Genomic DNA, 15,882 nt, shown 5'->3' with positions numbered 1-15,882 from the left:
TGAAGGTTCCGGCCGATCAGCCGATGCGGACCCAGACGCCGCCGGCATCGACGTCGTGGCACTTGCCGGCGACGGACTGGGTGTTGCCGCCGGCATTGGTCGCCGAGACGGTTTCGTCGTCGACGATGTAGACGTCCTTGCCGATCGAGGCGGCGGTCACCGGATCGCCGGACGAATTCTTCAGGTAGAAGGTGCCGCGCCGGACCTTGACGCGGATGGCGTTCGCGGCGCCGGCGGAATTGTCGGCGGTCTCCTGGGCAAGGCCGAGCGCCACCAGGCCGGTCGCCGTGCGGCCGGGCGCGGCAACGCCCGCGTCGTTGACGGCGATGGTGCCCTGCCAGATGCGGGTTGCAGCCTTGACGCCGATCTCAAGATCTTCGCCCTGGCGGGTGATGGTGTTGCGCGGTCCTGCGGCGGCCATGCGGAAAGTCCTTTCGAGATGGCGCCGCTATCGACGCCGTTGCGGGTTCGGGCTCGGCGGCGCTCAGGCGCCGTCGCGGGTCTTCTTGGCGTCTTCTTCGGAGATGCCCATCCGGCGGAGCACTTCGACCTCCTCGCTGGAGAAGGCCGCGCCCTTGCCGGTTTCGGCCGCGCGCGCCGTCGCGTCCTCGCCCGGCTTGACGATCGGCGACAGGCGGGACAGGCGCTCCTGGTACTTTTCCACGCCGATCGCGCGGCAAAGCTCCAGCTCGCTCTCCTTCACGGCCGGGATGACCTTGCCTTCGGCAATGGCCGTCTCGACGGCCGAGGTGACGGCGCGGTCGGTGTCGGCCTTCTTCAGCGTCTCGATCTCGGTCTTCTGCTGCGAGCACAGCGCGACGACGGCATCGTGATCCTTGCGCGCGACGAACAGCTCCGGGTCCGGCTTCTCGGCCTTGCGGGTGAGCAGTTCGACACTGGTCTTGTCCGCATTGATCTTCGAGAGGATCTCCGCCTCGGTGGCGTCTTCCTTCAGGCCGAGCGCAAGCGCGATGGTTTTCATGTCCTGGTCCTTTTCGGTTGGGTCACGGCGCAGGAGCGCCGGCAGAAAGAGGGCGGGGTCGTTGGTCAGCGCCACCGACGAGATGCGCACGACGTTGCGGCTGGTGTCCGGATGCACGACCGGTGAGATGTAGCGGTAGGCCTTGCGCTCGACCGCCTCGCGGCCTTCCTGGTTCCAGTCGACCTTGCCCCACAGGGCGCCCTCGCGGACCTCGACATCCTTCACCCAGGCGACGGCCGGCGCGGACAGACCCTCCGGCGCGCGCAGGTGCGTGGCGTGCTCATAGTCGACGGGCATGTCCTTGCGGTCGGCGCGGAAGGCGCTGACCACGACATCGGGCGTGCGGTTGGAAAAGGTGCGGCCGTCGCGGGCGACGATATCGCCGGCCGGGACGAGCAGGATCCAATCCGGCGCGGTGGCGCTGTCCGGCAGGAGCTGCGAGCAGAGAATGGCGGCGAGGGCGTTGTGCATGCCGGCGAGATGACAGCATCGCGCCGCAAATTCTAACGGTCCGAAATCGGACCTTCCAATCGAGGTGAAAGGGAAGGAGATGCCGGGCAATATGAGCGGATCGGCGCAAGGGAAACTAGCCGTCCCGCAAAGCCCATGCAAGTGGCCCCCCTCTCACACGTTCATCATCAAATTTGAAGCCGTTTTGAAGGCCGTGGGCGCGTTTTCGCCCCGTGGTCGCTGTCTCGGGGCGGCGGGGCGTCTCTCGCGCGCCCAGCGCCCGTCCCTGCAACTGTCACTCCGGCCGCGTCTCGTCCGCTTCGTTCAGGCCGACCAGGCGGAGAAGACCGTTCGCCGCCCGACCTATCGACGCCGTCCATGACCGGCCGCGAAGACGGTGCCAGAACCGACGAAGGCCGCCCGGCTGTTTCGTCTCCGCGCCCTCGTCGATCATGCGCTGCACCTCGCCATAGGGGGCAAGCTCGCCGTCGCCGATCGCGTGGTTGCTCACAGCGACGATCGCGCTCGCCGCGTCGAGATCGGCGGCAAGCCGCGGTGCGACCGCGACCGGCAGGTCCACCGCCTCGGCCATGCGGCGATAGGCTTCGGGCGCCCGGCTCTCCCAGAAATCCGCGATCGCCTTGCGGGCGACGGGTTCGGGCGCGTCTTTAAGCCGGCTTTCAAAGCCTTGCATGAGGGTTTGCGCGCGCGCCTTGCCCGGATTGGTGTGCCAGCCCGGATCGACCCCCTCGGGGATCATGGTGATTTCGCCCGTGCGCTTGTTGCGGAATTCCTTCCAAACGATCTCCGGATCGGGCGACACGCCACCCAGCTCGTCGCACTCGAACTGCGTTATCTGCCGGAGCCGGCACTTGCAGCCCCAGCCATTTGGACAGAAGTGCGTATCCCAAAAGGGATGATCGACGGGCAGTTTCGTCCCAGCGAGCGCCACGTGATGGGGCCGGTGGTTCTCGCTGGGGCCTAGCTCATAGATGAAGTAGGGCAAGGCCCGTTTGGTGCGCTGGGCTCGCTCCCATTGCCCGGCCGCATAGGCCGACCTGGTATTAGCCCAATAGATCGTCTGAAGCCGGCGCGGGCTGCCAAGTTGGACGATCTTCTCCTCGCCCGTCACGGGATCGACCATCGGCTTCTTGCCCCACCAGCCGAGCGCGACCAGGCGTGGTGTCAGATCCTGGCGAAACTGCTCGAAAGGAATACCGTCCCGGACCGCGCGCTCGACGTCGTCGCGAATCGCCTTGAGGATGTCCATCTCCGTGGCCTTGGCCACGGTAAAGGCGTGGGCATGCTCCTCGGCCCATACGTCCTGCCAATGAAACGACGGCAGGAAACCTTTGCCCTCAAGGTAGGCCATGGCCTCCGGCGGCGGATTGCGGCGCCGTGGGTTCTCAACCATCGCGCCCGCCGCCCATGATCCGCGCAACGAAGCTGGCTGCGGCAAGGCGGGCTCCGAGACCGGCTTCCCCGATGTTCAGCGTCTCCAATGCCTTCAGGAACGACGGGAAGTCGGAGGCGCCGGCGGCCGCGCGTTGGATCGCGTCCATGAGCGGAGAAAGCTGCTCTTCCCATTCCGCTGTCATCTCCTCGGCAAAGCCTTCGGTGATGTCGTCGGCCGCGATCGAGAGCGGCGAGGCCGCCTTGTCGAACAGCCGGCGCAACGCCTCCGCTGCATCCTTCGGCGCCGGCTCCTTCGGCGGCTCCTCCTTCTTCACGCCGCCCAGCACTTCCTCGCCGTCGACCGGATCTCGCCAGCCGAGCTTCTCGCGCACCGGCCCGGCCGGGACCGTGCCGCCCATGTCGACGAAGGTCTTCGTCGCCTCCATCAGAAGCTTGATATCTTCCGGATCGGGAACCGGAAACGTCACCTGGGGCGCGTCCACGTCGGCGCCGTGGTTGAAGGCAACGAACGGATCGACCACGTCGCGCTGCACCGTCGCTGCCATGTCGTCGCCATCGGCACGCAGGATCAGAAGGCGGATATCGTCATGGACATTCGCCTGGGCTTCGGACGAGCCGTCGTCGGACGTCATCGTCTGGCCGAGGATCAGCTTGGCGAACTGGTCGTCGAGATATTCGGCCATGCCCTTGAAGGCGTTCTCGCCCGCCGCACCGGCCTTGGTCTCGATGAACTCCAGGAGCATGCTCTCCGGAATGATGCAGCCGCCATCGGCCGCGACATTCGCAACGGCCTTCAGCAGCGCCCGCTTGTCCGCATCCGAGGCGTTCGGCCCGTATTTGCCGACGCGGAAGGGCATGCCGTAAATTTCCAGGAAGGACATCCAGTCCTTCAGGCTGAAGCTTTTCAGCATGAAGATCCAGCACGCGGTGCGGGCAAGGCCCTGGCGGATCGGCAGGCCGGAAAGCAGCGTCGGGATATGCACGACATACTTCGCCTGGGGAAGCTCGACGCCTTCGAAGACGCCGTCATGGCGCAGCCGCAATTCCCGCCCGGTGATGCGGTCGAACTGGAAATGCCGCTGGTCGCGCTGGACGATGCGCGGCAACGTCCAGGACGAGCCGTCCATCCGCCAGCGGTTTTCGGCAACGGCGAAGCCCTTCGCGATGCCGTCGGCCAGGTGCATCATCGTGCTGCGAAACGCCGTCGTGCCGAGCATGCGCTGCACGCTGGTGGCGATGTCCTTGTCCCGCGTGCTCTTGCTGGCCGCCTCGACGACGGGGGAAAGGTTGCGGATGGCAAGCTTGCGCTGGGCGAGCGCCATCCGATATTGCGGCTCCCGCTCCTCCATCTCCTCGGCAAGGGTGAGGTAGTCACGGAAGTCGCCGCCCGGATCGCCGCTTTCCTTCAGGATACGGGCAAGCCTGGCCGGCGTGAGGCCGGATGCGACCTGCTCGTTCCAGATCGAGCGGACGCCGGTCAGCGTCGGCGCGCTCTGCTCCTCGAGGAGCACCTGTTTCTGCGGAGCGCGCAGAGGGTTGCCGTAGCGGTCGATAAGCGTCATCACCAAAGTCCTCCGCGGCCGAACGGCGAAGCGTCCTCGCTCCGGTCGCGTTCGGAAAAGTCACCGTCGTCCAGGCTTCCGATACTCTGGTAAGCGTATTCCATCTCTGGCGTGGCCGCCGCGTGTATGCCGAGGAAGGCCGCCCATGTGCGGTCAGCGTGGTCGTCGTCGCGATCGGCGATGAACCGCGGAGCGCCGGTCGCGGAGGCTACCTTGCGCAGCTTGTGGAGATCGGAGCGCAGCGGGAGGTTGCCCTCGGGGATGCGAACCTTCCGATCCTCGAAGGCCTCCTTCCCATCCGTCGCCATGACCAGCTTGTTTGGTCCGGTGAAAAGGACGCCCTCGATGCGCGAGCCGTATCGGCGCTGCGCATCCTCAACGACCTTTTCCCCCATGCCCGTCTGGTCGATGCAGGCGCGGCCGACGCGGTACTTGCGCATGACCTCGTCGAATGCCATGTCCATTTCGAGGAACGTCGCGCGCTTCTGCTCGATGATCTCCCGGCACCACAGGACGTCGCCGATCAACTCCCAGACCCAGATGACGTGCAGGTCGCGCCGGCGGCCGATATCGCGGCCGACAAAACAGGGGTTCCCCTGGTACAATGACGGATCGCCGGCATGTTCGTCTTCGACCGAATTGATGAGATCGTAGGACAGCCAGGCGCTGGCCTCATCGAGCCACTGGAGCTCGAACTCCTGCGCCCAGAGATCATCATCGGCAAGGCCCGCCCGTAGCTCGTCGATATTGCGGGGCAAACCATCAGCAACCGCCTTGTAGATATCGACGACGTGACGCGACCAGGTGTCGTCGTTCGCGGTCATCAGCTCGTAGAACTTGTTGCCCTTGCCTTTCGGGGTCGATGTGACGCGGATTTTCCAGCCCTTTGAAATGACGGGAAACAGGGCGCCCCAGATTTCCTTGCTGTCCTTGTGAATGGCGAACTCGTCAAGGAAGACATTCCGGGAGAAGCCGCGAGCGGTGTCAGGGTTTGCCGGCAACGCCAGGATGCTGTTGCCATGAGGAAGGATCACTTCCATGGCCTTGTGCGTCCCACTCTCGCCTTTCCAGTCGAATTCGTTCTCCTCAAAGACGAGGCCGTACGCCTTGGCATGCGGCTTGATGGCCTCGTTGATCGCCTCGCGCGCCTGGCGCTCGCCGCGAGACAGGATTACCCATGGCGATCGGCGGCCCTGGGCGGCGGCAACATAGCCGTCGTCCACGATCTCCAGGCCGGTCGTGAATGTCTTGCCGGTCTGGCGGGAGAACATGCCGATCTTGAAGCGCGGCCGGTCGAGGAACCACTTGCGCTGATAGGGGTAAAGCGGAACGGCGGGTTTCATTCCTCGAAGATCCCGTAGATTTCTTCGCGGATCTTCTTGATGACGGCGAGGCCGTCCGGCTTCTCACCCTCTACACCGGCGACACCGACAGCAGCATCGACGGCCTTGAGAAGCTTGGTCTTCGCCTCGTCCTCGGCCTTGCGGCGGTGCTCGGCAGAATGCCGCTGGGCGATGATGGTATCCTTGTAGGCGCGCGCCAGCTCCATCGCGCTCTTGCTGTCGGCCTCGTCCCTGTCCAGGAGATCGTCGATAAGCGTTTTCAAAAATTCGCCGAGCACGACATCGTTTCGGCCGATCTCCTCGGGCGTGAGCTTTTCTGCGATGCCGGCATAGATATAGCGGCGTTCCTCCAGCTGCATGGCGCGTTTCGCGAGCCTCGCCGAACGGCGGTAGAACGCCGACTTCGAGATTGGAGGAATGCCCTTCACCTCAAGCCGGTCGTTCAGTTCGAAGAGGATGTCGGCCGTCGAGCGGCGGCGCTCGTTAAGCTGGCCGACCGCCCAGATCACATCGTCCTGTGCCTCCTCGGGCAGCAGCTCCAGACTGTTGAGCCGACCACGGCCACGGCGATCCTCCGCCATGTCACGCCCTCGCGGACGGGGACTGAACGCCCGAAATGGAGGCGAGCCCCTGAAGGAAGAGGTCGCCGCGTTCCGTCAGCCGTGCGATCGCGACCGACCCGGCCGGGATCACATCGACGGCGCCCATATCGCGCAGGAAAATGTACTGGCTTTCGACCCATTCGCGCGGCTTGTCGATGAGGAAGCTGCGAAGGAGATAACGCCGCATCGCCTCGGACGTCAGCGATCGGTTCGGTTGGAGCCTCAGCTCCTTCAGGATGATGAGCCGGGCTTCTTCCTGGATAATGTTCTCGATGCTCATTTCTTGGCCTGCTCCAGCAGATATTCCTGCAAACGATGATTGGTCGCCGCGATCGGCCGGAGCCGTTCGTCCATCGTGTCGAGCCGGCCGGCGATGCGCTCCATGCTGATCTGGAGATTGTGGGCGGTCTCCCGGTCAGGCAGGTGTTTCATCTCGCTCTCGACCGTCTGGATGCGACGATCGTGCTCGACGAGCTTCAGCTCCACCTTGGTGACGCGCTCCTCCAGCTTTCGCTCTCCGGACGAAATGATGGCCTTGAGCTGGGTGCCAAGCGCGATGATGGACAGGGCGGCGCCGATCCACGGCATGAGTATCGACAGGTCCATCAACGGTCTTCTCCGGCAGCATCGACGGCCGCGACCGCAGCCGCCCGCCTCGTTTCACATGTCAAAAGCGCCGCGCGGTCGGCGCCCCATTTAACGGTGACCTCGCCCGAGGTCATGTCCCGGTCGGGCAGCGCCACGGGCTGGGCGCATTTCTGGCGTGCGCTGTCCGGAATAGTCGCCTTGACCTCGACGATTCGCACGACGGGCTTGGGCTCAGTGTGGGAGCAGGCGGACGCGATCACGGCCGAGGCCGCAAGCATCGCCATGAGGCAGGGCCGCATTCGCAGTCTCCAGGCTGGCAAGTTGATCTTCGACCGCCCGGATACGGGCGTTTGCGTTGGTCTCGATGGCGAGCGCCGCTTTCGCCTGGTCGGCGATGCGGCGGTTGGCCTCGGCGTTGCCGCGCTCGATCTCGGCGGTCCAATAGGCGTCCCGCTTCTCGATCGCGGCCTGCTTGGCGCGCTCGATCATCGTGTCGAGCCTGTCCAGAACGAGCCAGGCGGCGATCAGGAGACCGACGAGCAGCGCGAGCCCTACCAGGACCCGCGCTGCCCACCCTTGCAGTGCGGCCATCATTGAACCTCTCCCGCCGGTTCGTCGCGAGCGCGATACGGTGGCTCGACGCTGGCCGGGGCTCGATCCTGCATCGCCCGAAAGTCCATCGACCCCGTGTAGCGATGGATGCCGAGCATGGCGGCAATGAGCAGGATCATCGAAGGGATCGTGATGCCGGCAAGATCCACCGCCTCGCGAGATCCGCGAAGCCCGCCGACGACGAGGAGGAGGATGACCAGCCAGCCGAGGCCGAAGGAAAACCAGATCTGCCGCTTCGTGGTGTTGTAGGCCGGGCCGTCCTTCATGCCTCGTCCTTCGTCACCGGCACGCCTTTTGCCGACAGGTGCACGCGCCCGCCGATCGGGTTGCCGCCGGTCTTCGGATACCGGATCGCGACCAGGCGCGACCGCTCGATGCGCGTGATGGAAACACTGTTGCTCTGGTTGCCGCCGAGCACATGGTAGTGCGTGGCGTCCTCGCCGACATAAAGGCCGACATGCCCGCCACCCGGCCGCTTGAAGACGAGGATCGCGCCGACAGAGGGCGCGGGAAGCGAAATCCCGAAGGTCCGCCAGTTGAGCGCGCCGAGCGGATTGGAGGGCAGCGCCTCCTGGGGCAGGGTCACCGCAACCCAGGCGGCGACGGCGAGGCCGCACCATGGGATGTCGTCGTCGGTATAGAAGCTCGCCACCCAGCCGCCGAGGCGCCGCGCCCAGGACATGATGGTCGAATTCGAACCGCGGCCGGCGATCTCGCGCAGGCCGAGATAGCGGCGGGCCTCGCGCATCCAGATGGGTTCTGCCGGCGGCGCGGGCGCGATCAGCAACGTGGCGTTCGGCGCCGCCGACGTACGGCGCAGGGCAGCGACCGTGGCTTCGTTCGCCGTGCCGGTGATTTTAAGCCCCTCGGCCGCCTGGAAACGCTTGAGGCCCTCGATCATCATGCGGCCGGGCGCATCGTCCGCCTTGCCGGCATAGGCGCCATGGGCGAGCAGGCGCGTGATGACCCACTTGTCGAAGGTGATGGTGCTCAATGGAAACGCCCCCGGATCAGAAGAAAGCGCCGGAAATCGGTCCGGCGATCTGGGGGCACAATGCTGCCGGAGGTGGCGCAGTCGAATGGTCCGATTTCGGACCCTCAGTCCTCGCTCTCGCCGAAAAGGTCAAGTTGCTTCGGCGAGGGGCGTCCGATCTTGCGGCGCTGGTCCGTAACGGTCGACCGGGCAACCCCGAGCGTGCGGGTGATGCGGGCGATCGACCAGCCCTGCATGGTCATCTCCGTGATGGCGCGGCGACGACGGCGCATTTGTCCGCCAAGCGCAGGCGGGATGTCAAGGTAGCTGTCGGCGTAGCGTTTCACCAGTCTCCCTGCCGCTTCTTCACCGACCAGCTCAACGAGCCAATGACCTTCCTTCAGGTTCTTAGGGATGAAGATGCGGTGGCAGGCCTTCTCCCGGCCGAGCAACAACGCCGCACGCTCGCCGGCGACGTCCGCGATCTCGTTGAGAAGCGGAGAAAACCATGCACGTTCGGGAAGCTGCTCGCTCATCCGTCAACGTCTCCCAAGCCGAAGCGCTGTCTCGATCTCGATCTGGCGGGCAGTGAGGACCTTGAGGCGCTCCTCACGCTTGATCCGCGTGTGGGCATCGACACCGCCGCGCTGAAGACGCTTCAAGAGGTCCTCGCGCTCCTCTCGAATGGCGTTCAAGGTTTCCGTCTCGAAGAGGGGAAGGTGCGCGGCCGTGCCCATCACTTCGTGTCCTCCGGCCGGGCGGGCCACCGGGCTTTCAGGACGGTGACGACGACGGTTCCGGCTTCCCGTTCGGCGAGCACGAACTTGACGCGCTCGACGATGACTGTTGTCGCCCGCAGCTCGGCGCCGGTGGCGCACCGGCTGGCGATGTGCCGGCGCACGGCCTCCACGTCGAGGCCATGCGCACGCTCCAGATAGCGCAGGATGGCATGGTCGCTGACGTGGAGGGGCGTGGTCATGGCGTGCCGGCCTTCCTGGCGCCGCGCACGCGCGGGCCGAGCGCCTTCATCACGGCCTGCCAATCCCGGTCTGTCAGTTCGACGAGCATGGTGACGCGCCGCCCGATCGCAGCCGCAACCGCTTCGTCGAACCCCTTACGCACCATCAGGCTCGCGTCGGGCCGGATGATCCGCCACTGCGCCCAAGCCATCTTGGCGACATCGCTGGCCAGCCAATCGCAGCCCAGGTCCGTTCCGAACTGGACGCCGGCATCGCGCTTCATGCGCGCCTTCAGGGCCTCTATCACGGCGCGCGCATCGTCCGCATGGTGGACGAAGCGAATGCCGTCCAGATCCGTCTGGCGCTTCACGAAACCGATCAGCGCGGCGTCATCGCGATCCGGCACCACGCCAAGGTGCCATGCGGCGATCCACATGGCCTGGAGCTTTTTCGCATACCGGCCGGTGAGTTTGGCCGCGCCGTTCGCCCGGCGCTCGGCCGGCCTGAAACCGAGGCGGCGCAGTTCGGTGAGGACGGCGCTCTCCTGGTCGGCCGACATGAGCGACAGGCGGGACTGGCCGGTGACGCGGGCATAGAGCGCGCGCTTGTCGTCATCCTCGGTAATGCCGAGCTCGCGAAAGCCGGCATGGATGGCCTTGACGGACGAGGTCATGTGTCGCTCTCCCTCTGGTCCTCAAGCTGCAGCATCGGGGCCGGCAGGGCGAGCTGCGATTTCCTGGCGGCGGGCCGGGTGGCTTTCGGAGCAGGTTTCGCGGCTTCCCGCTGCTCGCGATCGATCTCGTCGAGCTGGCGCAGCAAGGAGGCCAGGTCGTACCGGTCGGATGCCTCCAGCTCGATCTTGATCGTCGCCTTCGCGCCCTTGGTCACGGCGGAATAGGATATCAGGCGCACGGCACCGTCGAAGTAGATCCCGGTCATCGGCTGTACCTCCCGAGGAGGACGCCAACAGCCACCTGAAGGCGGCGCCAGATACCGGCGCCGGATGGCAAGGAAACCGACATGACGAGCACGCCATCAACCGAGCCGGTCGTGCCGATCGCGCGCAGGTGCGCGGACGCATCCTGGTAATCGGTCGCGTGGACGTTGACGCCATATTCAAGTCCGCGATGGCGATAGGTGCAGACGAACTCCTTTGCGGCCTCAGCCATGATCGCCTCCGGCCTGGAAGGCTCCACTTGTTGCTGTGGTGGCGTTTTCCCGCGCCTCCTCGATCTCCAAGAGGCGTTCGGCCCCCTCGTAGGAGAAATCGGCCTCGATCAAGCGCGCATTGGAGCGCGTGACCATGGCGTCTTCAAAGCAAGGTGTCAGGTCCGCCTCTTCCTTGAGGCGAGAGATGATGCGCAAGCGCTCGGCGAAGATGGCTTTGGCGATGATGATCGTCAGGTTGTCCGAGACAGATGATCTGGCAAAGTTGGCGTGCGCTTCGGATGCCGCCTGCATGATGTCAGCGGGTATCGCGTCACTCATCGGCCTGACCTTTCGATTTGTTGGCGGCGGTATCGCCATAGCGGAAGGTGTCGATCGGGCCTCCGGTGGGCTCGCCGGTTTGCAGGTCGACAGTAGGAGATCCTTCCAGGCAGGCCGCATGGCAGATGCCCATCTCGATATCCGTCGCGCAGATATTGTCATCGAGAAGCGGCTCGGCGCAGATCGGACAGGTGTCTACGTCGGGATGGTCAATCATCGGCCTGACCTTTCGTGGCGCCGGGTCGCCCCTATTGCCAGGGCCTCTTCAATCGCGAGACGCAGGGCCTCACGAATGTCGGTGTGTGTACCGCGCGCCATGATCCACGACCCCGCTGGCCGCTTGAACCGAATTTCGGCGTACTGACCACCACCGAAACCGTAATCAACCCTTACCTCACCTAACTTGCTTGCCTCCTCCCACAGCCCGTCGAGTGTTTCGATTTTGAAGGCGGCACTTCTTGCTTGCATATTGAGAATTTGCATGGCGTTTGCCTCTTTACTGCTGGATCAGATTGTCTTTAACCACCGCACGACCGTCATGCGTCGCCTCCGGATGATTTGATGGGGGAGCCGACCGGTGCGGCCGGCATCGGCTGCCAAAACACGGGCGCTTCGTTGATGTCCTCCACGGGACTATCGCCCCATTCGTCCATCTTCGTTCCCGCCCACCACCATGTGCCGCCGTAAGCGGCAGCGTCGAAGTAGGCGGCGCTGACAACATACTGGTTGAACAGGTCCGCGAGCGGGCAAGCTATAAGGACTTCGCGCCCGTCTTTCGGCGCAGTGTCGATCGGTTGCCACGCTGGTGCGATGACGCCCGCCTTCCAGAGGTTCCACAAGATCGCGATCGCCTTCCCGTCCGCCCGGTTGTTGTAGTTCCCGGTCTCCCCGTGATGGCATTGCGTAAGATCGTTGTAGGTCTCCAGAAAATAGCGACCGTCATCATTCAGGCATTCTTCGGAGACCTTGTCGCGGAGCGCTACAAGAGCAGCGATATGTACATGGACGTCCGTCACAGCCCGGCCTCCTCAAGCAGTTCGGCCGCGCGCTCCGAAAGGTCCGGACGGAAGAAGCCGAGGCGAAGATCAAGGGGAGAGCTATAGCCACCCGGCTCATCCCGGCCGGTCACCAGCGGCGTGTCGACGCACGCCGCAAGGCACTCCGCCAGCCGGCGCTCCAGCGTGGCGACGATGGGAATGTCCGCCCCCATCTCCCCATCGATGGCGCGGTCGAGATCCTCACCGCCGATAATCAGGTTGGCATGGATGATGCCGGCGAAGACACCGCCGGCGGCGATATCGACGGCCCGGAACTGCCGGTTCCGGATATGTCGATAGCGCGCGGCGTCCTTGACGAGCTGCTCGTGCAGTTCGTCATGGCAGCGCGAGCAGATGTCTTCGTCCTGCCAGCAGAGCGGCTGGCCGTCGATTTTGATCCCGGGTTCGATGTTCGTGATGCCGCATTCACGGCAGCGGTAATCGGCTGTCATGTTCATTGCAGCCGCTCCCAAAGACGGTGAGCGATATCGGTCAGGTCGATGTCCGTAAGGGAGTGGCACCCGCATTCGCACGGCATCACCACAACGGCGTAGACCCGGCCCTTGCGCTCCAAGACGGTGCAGCCCTGCCGCTCGGCTTCCTCACGGATGCCGTCAAGCAGGTGCGCTTCGGTTGAAAACTGCCTCATGCTCCACCTGCCTGGCGCACGGCATCGGCGCGCGCCTCCTTGTTGAGCTGCGCAGCGGCGACGTAGGACGCGGCCGGGCAGACGTTCATCGGGATGATTTCGCCGTTGAGGTCGACCTGGAACTCGGCGGAGCACCGGTAGACGCAAATGGCGACCGGCGAGCCCTTGCCGCCGATCGTCTCGACACGGCCGGCGCCACAAACCGGGCACCGGGATTGCGAGAGCAGCTTGTCTGCGCGGACGATGCCGAGGGCGCGGGTCATGCCGCACCTGCCTTCCGCTGCTCGGCGGCGTGCTGTCCGCGCGCAAGCTTCAGGACGGTCGGGCCGATCTCGTTGATCGTCTCGGCATACAGCGTGCCCTCCTGGATCCAGCCCCAGCTACTCTCGTAGCTGGTGACCGGCGAGGGATGATAATGCCGTACGCAAACCTCGTACCGAACGATGAAGCCCGAGCGAGAGCGAAGGATCAGGGCATTCGCCCACTCGGCCGCGTCTTCCACCATGACGCCCTTCAACTCGGGAAGAGCGTCGAAGAGCGGATCGTTCGGATCGTCGGTATCCTCCCAAAGGCTGGTGAACCAATCCGGCGGGCTCTCCGGGTCGCCGATCATGCCGATCGGATAAATCCCGATGACCCGGGCCTCTTCCTCGAAAAGGGCGTGGTTGTAGCTGGCGTGGCTCATAGCTAGCGTCCCTCTTCGAGAGCTTCGTCCAAGGTGCGGCCGAGGGCGGGCAGTTCCTCATCCCGAAGGCGATCGCACTCGGCGACGACGGTCTGATCGACGTCGTCATAGGTCGAGGCGATTTCCTGAAGGATCAGTTCGATCTGGCCCATCCTGGCCATGCAAAAGGCATGAGCACGCTTGGACGTCCATTTGCCGCTCAGACGGCGTGACCCGAGTTTCCTGCGGTGTTTGGCCATCGTCCCGCCCTCACGCCTTCGCCAGGTCGATGGTCACGGCCTGCCAGGGCTCCTCCAGCGAGGAGCGCGTGTAGAACCGGACATATTCCTTTGAGCCGGTCACGCGTATGGAGGCACGGATGGCCTCCATGGCGCGGTTCCACCGGGCATCCTCGATCTCCAGGCGCAGTAACATGAACAGCTCGGCCTTGTTGATCTGGCCTTCCTTGTCGGTGTTGAAGGCCCTCGTGACGATCGACTGGATTTCCGGCCGGCTATCGGCCGACCATTCGTTCAGGCATTCGTCGATGAGGGTCTTGGCGATCTGGAGCTGCGGCCCGAAATCGATCTGGTCGGCTACCTGCACCTGGACGCGCATCAGGCCGTCGAAGGACTGATAGGTCTTGTTACCCTTCTTCCCGCCGATCGACGCGCCGTACTCCTGGGCAAGAAGCGCGTCGAAGCTGGAGATATCGCCCATGGTGTGATCGCGGAAGCGCGTGATCTGCGCGCTGAGATCAACGGCATAGGCGATGACCTTGCGGACCATCTCGTCTTCGAGCTTGTCCGCAGCCTTGATGTTGGCGACAGGCACCAGGTTGCCCTTGGCGTCATGCATGTATTCGCGGCCGTTCACCAGCGTGACGCCGGCTTCGGGCTTCTCTTCAAGGATGACTGTGTCCATGGTCATGGTCCTTCAGATTTTCGGGGAGAGGGCCCGGAAGGCGGTCACGTTGTCGCCACTGGCGACATCCGTGATGTCCGCCGCCGCCTTCCGGTTTCGGAGATCGTCGCGCCCGGCCGACAGGCGATGTTCGAGGATGCGGTTTTCCTCCTCGACTTCCTGGGCGAGCGCGACGGCCGTGTTGATTTTGTCGGTGATCTGCCGGGCCTCGCCGAATGGTACGGCTCGGCCGGTCAGGGAGCTTCGCTGGAGGACCGTGGCGACGGTCCTCCTCAGCTCTTTAAGATGGTCCGAGAGAAGGCGGTCGACGTTCACGACTTCCTCCCCTTGTCGGGATCGAACTTGACCACGGTGCTGGTAACGCCCTGGTCAAGCGCTGCCGCGATCTCGCGTTCCACCATGGTGCGAACGGACATCCCCGCTTCGTCGAACCGGTGAATGGCAAGCTCCTGTTCCATCAGGGTGGCGAGCTTCTGAGTGGCAGCAAGCTGGGTGACGACGGTATGCGCCAGAGAGGAGGGCATCGCCTTTCCCTCGGCCGTGTAGGGAAGGATCACCCTGATCACGTCGAAGATCGCGGTACTCAGTGTGGTGTCGCGCAGGGCAGAGATCATGCCAGCTCTCCCATGTCGCGATTGCGCCATGCGGCTGTCAGGTACTTCAGGGAAATATCCTCACCGGCGCCGAGAGCCTGCATCGCGGCTGCGCGGACAGTTCGGTCGATATTGCGCAAGGCGCCCGGCTTCGATGCGACGCCGATGAGGAACTTGACGCAATCGGCGTCTTCGATCCCCCATGCGTCGATCAGGAGGCGCGCATCTCCAACTGGATCGCGCTCTGAACGCAAACGCCGATCGAAGCGGGTCACGACCTGGGCACGGCTGGCGATCGAACCGCGATCCTTGAGGAACGCGGCGCCGGTGTCCTCGTTGCCGATCAGGGTAATGCCGCAGTTATAGTTGTCGACGAAGTGACGAAGCTGGTTGATCGCGTCGGGCACAAGGTTCTGTGCCTCGTCGATGATCAACAGGGTGCCGTCGCCGATACGTTGCAACTTCCTGCCGATGGCACGAACCAGACGCGCAGGATTATGTTCATGAACATCCAGCTCCGTCGCCAGCTCGACGAGGAGGCCATGAACGGTCTTCGTATGCGGGCTGACCGTCGCCATCCATGTATGAGGGCGGGTCGCGACGAAGTGGCGAGCGGCCGTGGTCTTACCGGCTCCCGATGGAAGCACAACCATGGTGAAGCCGGACGAGAGCTGCGAATAGAGCAGGACGTTGAAGATTTCAGCGCCGGTCGCGGTGCGAATGAACTTCGGCGAAACCGGAAGCGTGGCGGCAATCCCGGCACTCTCCTCCAGGGCATCGAGCCAATTGCTGATGTCATCGTTGGGGTTTTCGAGGAGGCCCGGATAATTCCCGTTCGACCACTGGTTAAAGGTGCCGTCTTTCACTCCGGAGCGCCGGGAGACTTCCGCTTTGTTCCAACCATGCTCTCTGGCCACGTCGATGACGCGGGAGAGGAGCTTGCGCCACCGTTCCACCTCGGCAGGGCCGTGCTTGTCCACGAACGCCTGTGTCGGCGTCGGGAAATTCCATTCGGGAATTGTGTTGATCGGCTTTTTCAT

General features: G+C 64.3%; 30 protein-coding genes. All 30 read right to left on the bottom strand.

Going from position 1 to position 15,882, the window contains the following annotated elements; all coding sequences use genetic code 11:
- Nucleotides 1-16: 16 nt before the first annotated feature.
- Nucleotides 17-421, bottom strand: coding sequence for a hypothetical protein (locus tag AABF56_RS14070; RefSeq protein WP_272806401.1), 405 nt, complete (start codon nt 419-421; stop codon nt 17-19).
- Between the two features lie 63 nt (nt 422-484).
- Nucleotides 485-1,453: a phage protease gene (locus AABF56_RS14065; protein WP_272806400.1), complete on the bottom strand. Its 969-nt coding sequence runs from the start codon at nt 1,451-1,453 to the stop codon at nt 485-487.
- Nucleotides 1,454-1,727: 274 nt separating this feature from the next.
- On the bottom strand, nt 1,728-2,846 hold the full coding sequence (locus tag AABF56_RS14060; RefSeq protein ID WP_272806399.1) for a phage head morphogenesis protein: 1,119 nt from the start codon (nt 2,844-2,846) through the stop codon (nt 1,728-1,730).
- Nucleotides 2,839-4,410, bottom strand: a complete 1,572-nt coding sequence (locus AABF56_RS14055) for a DUF935 domain-containing protein (RefSeq protein WP_272806398.1) — start codon at nt 4,408-4,410, stop codon at nt 2,839-2,841. Before AABF56_RS14055 ends, AABF56_RS14060 begins: the two co-directional genes overlap by 8 nt.
- Nucleotides 4,410-5,681, bottom strand: a complete 1,272-nt coding sequence (locus AABF56_RS14050; RefSeq protein ID WP_272806397.1) for a terminase large subunit domain-containing protein — start codon at nt 5,679-5,681, stop codon at nt 4,410-4,412. The genes AABF56_RS14055 and AABF56_RS14050 overlap by 1 nt, the downstream gene beginning before the upstream one ends.
- A 68-nt stretch (nt 5,682-5,749) precedes the next feature.
- Nucleotides 5,750-6,334, bottom strand: coding sequence for a phage protein Gp27 family protein (locus AABF56_RS14045; RefSeq protein WP_272806396.1), 585 nt, complete (start codon nt 6,332-6,334; stop codon nt 5,750-5,752).
- Between the two features lies 1 nt (nt 6,335).
- Entirely contained in the window at nt 6,336-6,635 is a 300-nt protein-coding gene (locus AABF56_RS14040; protein ID WP_272806395.1) for a hypothetical protein, read from the bottom strand.
- Complete coding sequence (locus AABF56_RS14035; protein WP_272806394.1) at nt 6,632-6,961, bottom strand: DUF2730 family protein; 330 nt, start codon at nt 6,959-6,961, stop codon at nt 6,632-6,634. Before AABF56_RS14035 ends, AABF56_RS14040 begins: the two co-directional genes overlap by 4 nt.
- A gap of 213 nt (nt 6,962-7,174) precedes the next feature.
- Nucleotides 7,175-7,537, bottom strand: a complete 363-nt coding sequence (locus tag AABF56_RS14030) for a hypothetical protein (protein WP_272806393.1) — start codon at nt 7,535-7,537, stop codon at nt 7,175-7,177.
- Nucleotides 7,534-7,821 carry an NAD(P)+ transhydrogenase beta chain gene (locus tag AABF56_RS14025; protein ID WP_272806392.1) on the bottom strand — a complete coding sequence of 96 codons (288 nt, stop codon included), beginning with the start codon at nt 7,819-7,821 and terminating at the stop codon, nt 7,534-7,536. The genes AABF56_RS14030 and AABF56_RS14025 overlap by 4 nt, the downstream gene beginning before the upstream one ends.
- Nucleotides 7,818-8,549, bottom strand: coding sequence for a TIGR02594 family protein (locus tag AABF56_RS14020; RefSeq protein WP_272806391.1), 732 nt, complete (start codon nt 8,547-8,549; stop codon nt 7,818-7,820). The genes AABF56_RS14025 and AABF56_RS14020 overlap by 4 nt, the downstream gene beginning before the upstream one ends.
- Nucleotides 8,550-8,653: 104 nt before the next feature.
- Nucleotides 8,654-9,064, bottom strand: coding sequence for a hypothetical protein (locus tag AABF56_RS14015; protein WP_272806390.1), 411 nt, complete (start codon nt 9,062-9,064; stop codon nt 8,654-8,656).
- 3 nt (nt 9,065-9,067) lie between these two features.
- Entirely contained in the window at nt 9,068-9,265 is a 198-nt protein-coding gene (locus tag AABF56_RS14010; RefSeq protein WP_272806389.1) for a hypothetical protein, read from the bottom strand.
- On the bottom strand, nt 9,265-9,507 hold the full coding sequence (locus AABF56_RS14005) for a hypothetical protein (RefSeq protein ID WP_272806388.1): 243 nt from the start codon (nt 9,505-9,507) through the stop codon (nt 9,265-9,267). The genes AABF56_RS14010 and AABF56_RS14005 overlap by 1 nt, the downstream gene beginning before the upstream one ends.
- Nucleotides 9,504-10,160, bottom strand: a complete 657-nt coding sequence (locus AABF56_RS14000; protein ID WP_272806387.1) for a regulatory protein GemA — start codon at nt 10,158-10,160, stop codon at nt 9,504-9,506. Before AABF56_RS14000 ends, AABF56_RS14005 begins: the two co-directional genes overlap by 4 nt.
- Nucleotides 10,157-10,426, bottom strand: coding sequence for a hypothetical protein (locus AABF56_RS13995; protein WP_272806386.1), 270 nt, complete (start codon nt 10,424-10,426; stop codon nt 10,157-10,159). Before AABF56_RS13995 ends, AABF56_RS14000 begins: the two co-directional genes overlap by 4 nt.
- Nucleotides 10,423-10,656 (bottom strand): hypothetical protein, encoded by a 234-nt coding sequence (locus tag AABF56_RS13990; protein WP_272806385.1) that lies wholly within the window; start codon nt 10,654-10,656, stop codon nt 10,423-10,425. The genes AABF56_RS13995 and AABF56_RS13990 overlap by 4 nt, the downstream gene beginning before the upstream one ends.
- Entirely contained in the window at nt 10,649-10,975 is a 327-nt protein-coding gene (locus tag AABF56_RS13985) for a hypothetical protein (RefSeq protein WP_272806384.1), read from the bottom strand. Before AABF56_RS13985 ends, AABF56_RS13990 begins: the two co-directional genes overlap by 8 nt.
- On the bottom strand, nt 10,968-11,192 hold the full coding sequence (locus tag AABF56_RS13980; RefSeq protein ID WP_272806383.1) for a hypothetical protein: 225 nt from the start codon (nt 11,190-11,192) through the stop codon (nt 10,968-10,970). Before AABF56_RS13980 ends, AABF56_RS13985 begins: the two co-directional genes overlap by 8 nt.
- Entirely contained in the window at nt 11,189-11,458 is a 270-nt protein-coding gene (locus tag AABF56_RS13975) for a hypothetical protein (RefSeq protein ID WP_272806382.1), read from the bottom strand. Before AABF56_RS13975 ends, AABF56_RS13980 begins: the two co-directional genes overlap by 4 nt.
- A gap of 53 nt (nt 11,459-11,511) precedes the next feature.
- Nucleotides 11,512-11,991 carry a hypothetical protein gene (locus AABF56_RS13970; RefSeq protein ID WP_272806381.1) on the bottom strand — a complete coding sequence of 160 codons (480 nt, stop codon included), beginning with the start codon at nt 11,989-11,991 and terminating at the stop codon, nt 11,512-11,514.
- Nucleotides 11,988-12,470 carry a hypothetical protein gene (locus AABF56_RS13965; protein WP_272806380.1) on the bottom strand — a complete coding sequence of 161 codons (483 nt, stop codon included), beginning with the start codon at nt 12,468-12,470 and terminating at the stop codon, nt 11,988-11,990. Before AABF56_RS13965 ends, AABF56_RS13970 begins: the two co-directional genes overlap by 4 nt.
- Nucleotides 12,467-12,661 (bottom strand): hypothetical protein, encoded by a 195-nt coding sequence (locus AABF56_RS13960; protein WP_272806379.1) that lies wholly within the window; start codon nt 12,659-12,661, stop codon nt 12,467-12,469. The genes AABF56_RS13965 and AABF56_RS13960 overlap by 4 nt, the downstream gene beginning before the upstream one ends.
- On the bottom strand, nt 12,658-12,924 hold the full coding sequence (locus tag AABF56_RS13955; RefSeq protein WP_272806378.1) for a hypothetical protein: 267 nt from the start codon (nt 12,922-12,924) through the stop codon (nt 12,658-12,660). The genes AABF56_RS13960 and AABF56_RS13955 overlap by 4 nt, the downstream gene beginning before the upstream one ends.
- Nucleotides 12,921-13,346 (bottom strand): hypothetical protein, encoded by a 426-nt coding sequence (locus tag AABF56_RS13950; protein WP_272806377.1) that lies wholly within the window; start codon nt 13,344-13,346, stop codon nt 12,921-12,923. Before AABF56_RS13950 ends, AABF56_RS13955 begins: the two co-directional genes overlap by 4 nt.
- A 2-nt stretch (nt 13,347-13,348) precedes the next feature.
- Complete coding sequence (locus AABF56_RS13945; protein WP_272806376.1) at nt 13,349-13,585, bottom strand: hypothetical protein; 237 nt, start codon at nt 13,583-13,585, stop codon at nt 13,349-13,351.
- Between the two features lie 10 nt (nt 13,586-13,595).
- On the bottom strand, nt 13,596-14,249 hold the full coding sequence (locus AABF56_RS13940) for a DUF3164 family protein (protein ID WP_272806375.1): 654 nt from the start codon (nt 14,247-14,249) through the stop codon (nt 13,596-13,598).
- Nucleotides 14,250-14,261: 12 nt separating this feature from the next.
- Nucleotides 14,262-14,564: a hypothetical protein gene (locus tag AABF56_RS13935; RefSeq protein ID WP_272806374.1), complete on the bottom strand. Its 303-nt coding sequence runs from the start codon at nt 14,562-14,564 to the stop codon at nt 14,262-14,264.
- Complete coding sequence (locus AABF56_RS13930; protein WP_272806373.1) at nt 14,561-14,863, bottom strand: hypothetical protein; 303 nt, start codon at nt 14,861-14,863, stop codon at nt 14,561-14,563. The genes AABF56_RS13935 and AABF56_RS13930 overlap by 4 nt, the downstream gene beginning before the upstream one ends.
- Entirely contained in the window at nt 14,860-15,882 is a 1,023-nt protein-coding gene (locus AABF56_RS13925) for an AAA family ATPase (protein ID WP_272806372.1), read from the bottom strand. The genes AABF56_RS13930 and AABF56_RS13925 overlap by 4 nt, the downstream gene beginning before the upstream one ends.

The organism is Shinella sp. WSC3-e, from assembly GCF_945994535.1.
Taxonomy (GTDB): domain Bacteria; phylum Pseudomonadota; class Alphaproteobacteria; order Rhizobiales; family Rhizobiaceae; genus Shinella; species Shinella yambaruensis.
Note: the sequence above shows the minus strand (reverse complement) of the source record. Positions and strands in the feature narration are given on the sequence as shown.

Bases quoted from the DNA above. Each gene is read 5' to 3' on its own strand.
- AABF56_RS14070 (WP_272806401.1), bottom strand. From the start codon at position 421: ATGGCCGCCGCAGGACCGCGCAACACCATCACCCGCCAGGGCGAAGAT.
- AABF56_RS14065 (WP_272806400.1), bottom strand. From the start codon at position 1,453: ATGCACAACGCCCTCGCCGCCATTCTCTGCTCGCAGCTCCTGCCGGAC.
- AABF56_RS14060 (WP_272806399.1), bottom strand. From the start codon at position 2,846: ATGGTTGAGAACCCACGGCGCCGCAATCCGCCGCCGGAGGCCATGGCC.
- AABF56_RS14055 (WP_272806398.1), bottom strand. From the start codon at position 4,410: ATGACGCTTATCGACCGCTACGGCAACCCTCTGCGCGCTCCGCAGAAA.
- AABF56_RS14050 (WP_272806397.1), bottom strand. From the start codon at position 5,681: ATGTTCTCCCGCCAGACCGGCAAGACATTCACGACCGGCCTGGAGATC.
- AABF56_RS14045 (WP_272806396.1), bottom strand. From the start codon at position 6,334: ATGGCGGAGGATCGCCGTGGCCGTGGTCGGCTCAACAGTCTGGAGCTG.
- AABF56_RS14040 (WP_272806395.1), bottom strand. From the start codon at position 6,635: ATGAGCATCGAGAACATTATCCAGGAAGAAGCCCGGCTCATCATCCTG.
- AABF56_RS14035 (WP_272806394.1), bottom strand. From the start codon at position 6,961: ATGGACCTGTCGATACTCATGCCGTGGATCGGCGCCGCCCTGTCCATC.
- AABF56_RS14030 (WP_272806393.1), bottom strand. From the start codon at position 7,537: ATGATGGCCGCACTGCAAGGGTGGGCAGCGCGGGTCCTGGTAGGGCTC.
- AABF56_RS14025 (WP_272806392.1), bottom strand. From the start codon at position 7,821: ATGAAGGACGGCCCGGCCTACAACACCACGAAGCGGCAGATCTGGTTT.
- AABF56_RS14015 (WP_272806390.1), bottom strand. From the start codon at position 9,064: ATGAGCGAGCAGCTTCCCGAACGTGCATGGTTTTCTCCGCTTCTCAAC.
- AABF56_RS14010 (WP_272806389.1), bottom strand. From the start codon at position 9,265: ATGGGCACGGCCGCGCACCTTCCCCTCTTCGAGACGGAAACCTTGAAC.
- AABF56_RS14005 (WP_272806388.1), bottom strand. From the start codon at position 9,507: ATGACCACGCCCCTCCACGTCAGCGACCATGCCATCCTGCGCTATCTG.
- AABF56_RS14000 (WP_272806387.1), bottom strand. From the start codon at position 10,160: ATGACCTCGTCCGTCAAGGCCATCCATGCCGGCTTTCGCGAGCTCGGC.
- AABF56_RS13995 (WP_272806386.1), bottom strand. From the start codon at position 10,426: ATGACCGGGATCTACTTCGACGGTGCCGTGCGCCTGATATCCTATTCC.
- AABF56_RS13990 (WP_272806385.1), bottom strand. From the start codon at position 10,656: ATGGCTGAGGCCGCAAAGGAGTTCGTCTGCACCTATCGCCATCGCGGA.
- AABF56_RS13985 (WP_272806384.1), bottom strand. From the start codon at position 10,975: ATGAGTGACGCGATACCCGCTGACATCATGCAGGCGGCATCCGAAGCG.
- AABF56_RS13980 (WP_272806383.1), bottom strand. From the start codon at position 11,192: ATGATTGACCATCCCGACGTAGACACCTGTCCGATCTGCGCCGAGCCG.
- AABF56_RS13975 (WP_272806382.1), bottom strand. From the start codon at position 11,458: ATGCAAATTCTCAATATGCAAGCAAGAAGTGCCGCCTTCAAAATCGAA.
- AABF56_RS13965 (WP_272806380.1), bottom strand. From the start codon at position 12,470: ATGAACATGACAGCCGATTACCGCTGCCGTGAATGCGGCATCACGAAC.
- AABF56_RS13960 (WP_272806379.1), bottom strand. From the start codon at position 12,661: ATGAGGCAGTTTTCAACCGAAGCGCACCTGCTTGACGGCATCCGTGAG.
- AABF56_RS13955 (WP_272806378.1), bottom strand. From the start codon at position 12,924: ATGACCCGCGCCCTCGGCATCGTCCGCGCAGACAAGCTGCTCTCGCAA.
- AABF56_RS13950 (WP_272806377.1), bottom strand. From the start codon at position 13,346: ATGAGCCACGCCAGCTACAACCACGCCCTTTTCGAGGAAGAGGCCCGG.
- AABF56_RS13945 (WP_272806376.1), bottom strand. From the start codon at position 13,585: ATGGCCAAACACCGCAGGAAACTCGGGTCACGCCGTCTGAGCGGCAAA.
- AABF56_RS13940 (WP_272806375.1), bottom strand. From the start codon at position 14,249: ATGGACACAGTCATCCTTGAAGAGAAGCCCGAAGCCGGCGTCACGCTG.
- AABF56_RS13930 (WP_272806373.1), bottom strand. From the start codon at position 14,863: ATGATCTCTGCCCTGCGCGACACCACACTGAGTACCGCGATCTTCGAC.
- AABF56_RS13925 (WP_272806372.1), bottom strand. From the start codon at position 15,882: ATGAAAAAGCCGATCAACACAATTCCCGAATGGAATTTCCCGACGCCG.